This window comes from Erwinia sp. PME.40.26/001 (assembly GCF_055556675.1).
Window position 1 is genome coordinate 1 of record NZ_JBVHNP010000482.1, and the last position, 229, is coordinate 229.

Below are 229 nucleotides of genomic sequence, written 5' to 3' on the forward strand. Positions count from 1 at the left end.
GGGAATGTATCCGCAGATCCCGGCCTTCGCCCACGCGATGACCTCCTCCTCGGTCTCACTGAGCGCGAACGCAACTATCCTTGCTGCGGCCGCACAACTGCGCAACGTGTGCACCGCGGCGGTGCCGCGTGGAAATGCCGTATCGAGCAGAATCACTGGGGCGGTCACGGTTGCGGCAAGTTGGCAGGCGTGCTCGAGGGTGCCGGCCACCCCGATAATGACGAACGCG

At 65.1% G+C, this 229-nt stretch carries 1 protein-coding gene; it reads right to left on the bottom strand.

Going from position 1 to position 229, the window contains the following annotated elements:
- Positions 1-229 (bottom strand): hypothetical protein (locus ACZ3HG_RS25060; protein WP_465335281.1); only part of this gene is annotated, 229 nt, incomplete at both ends.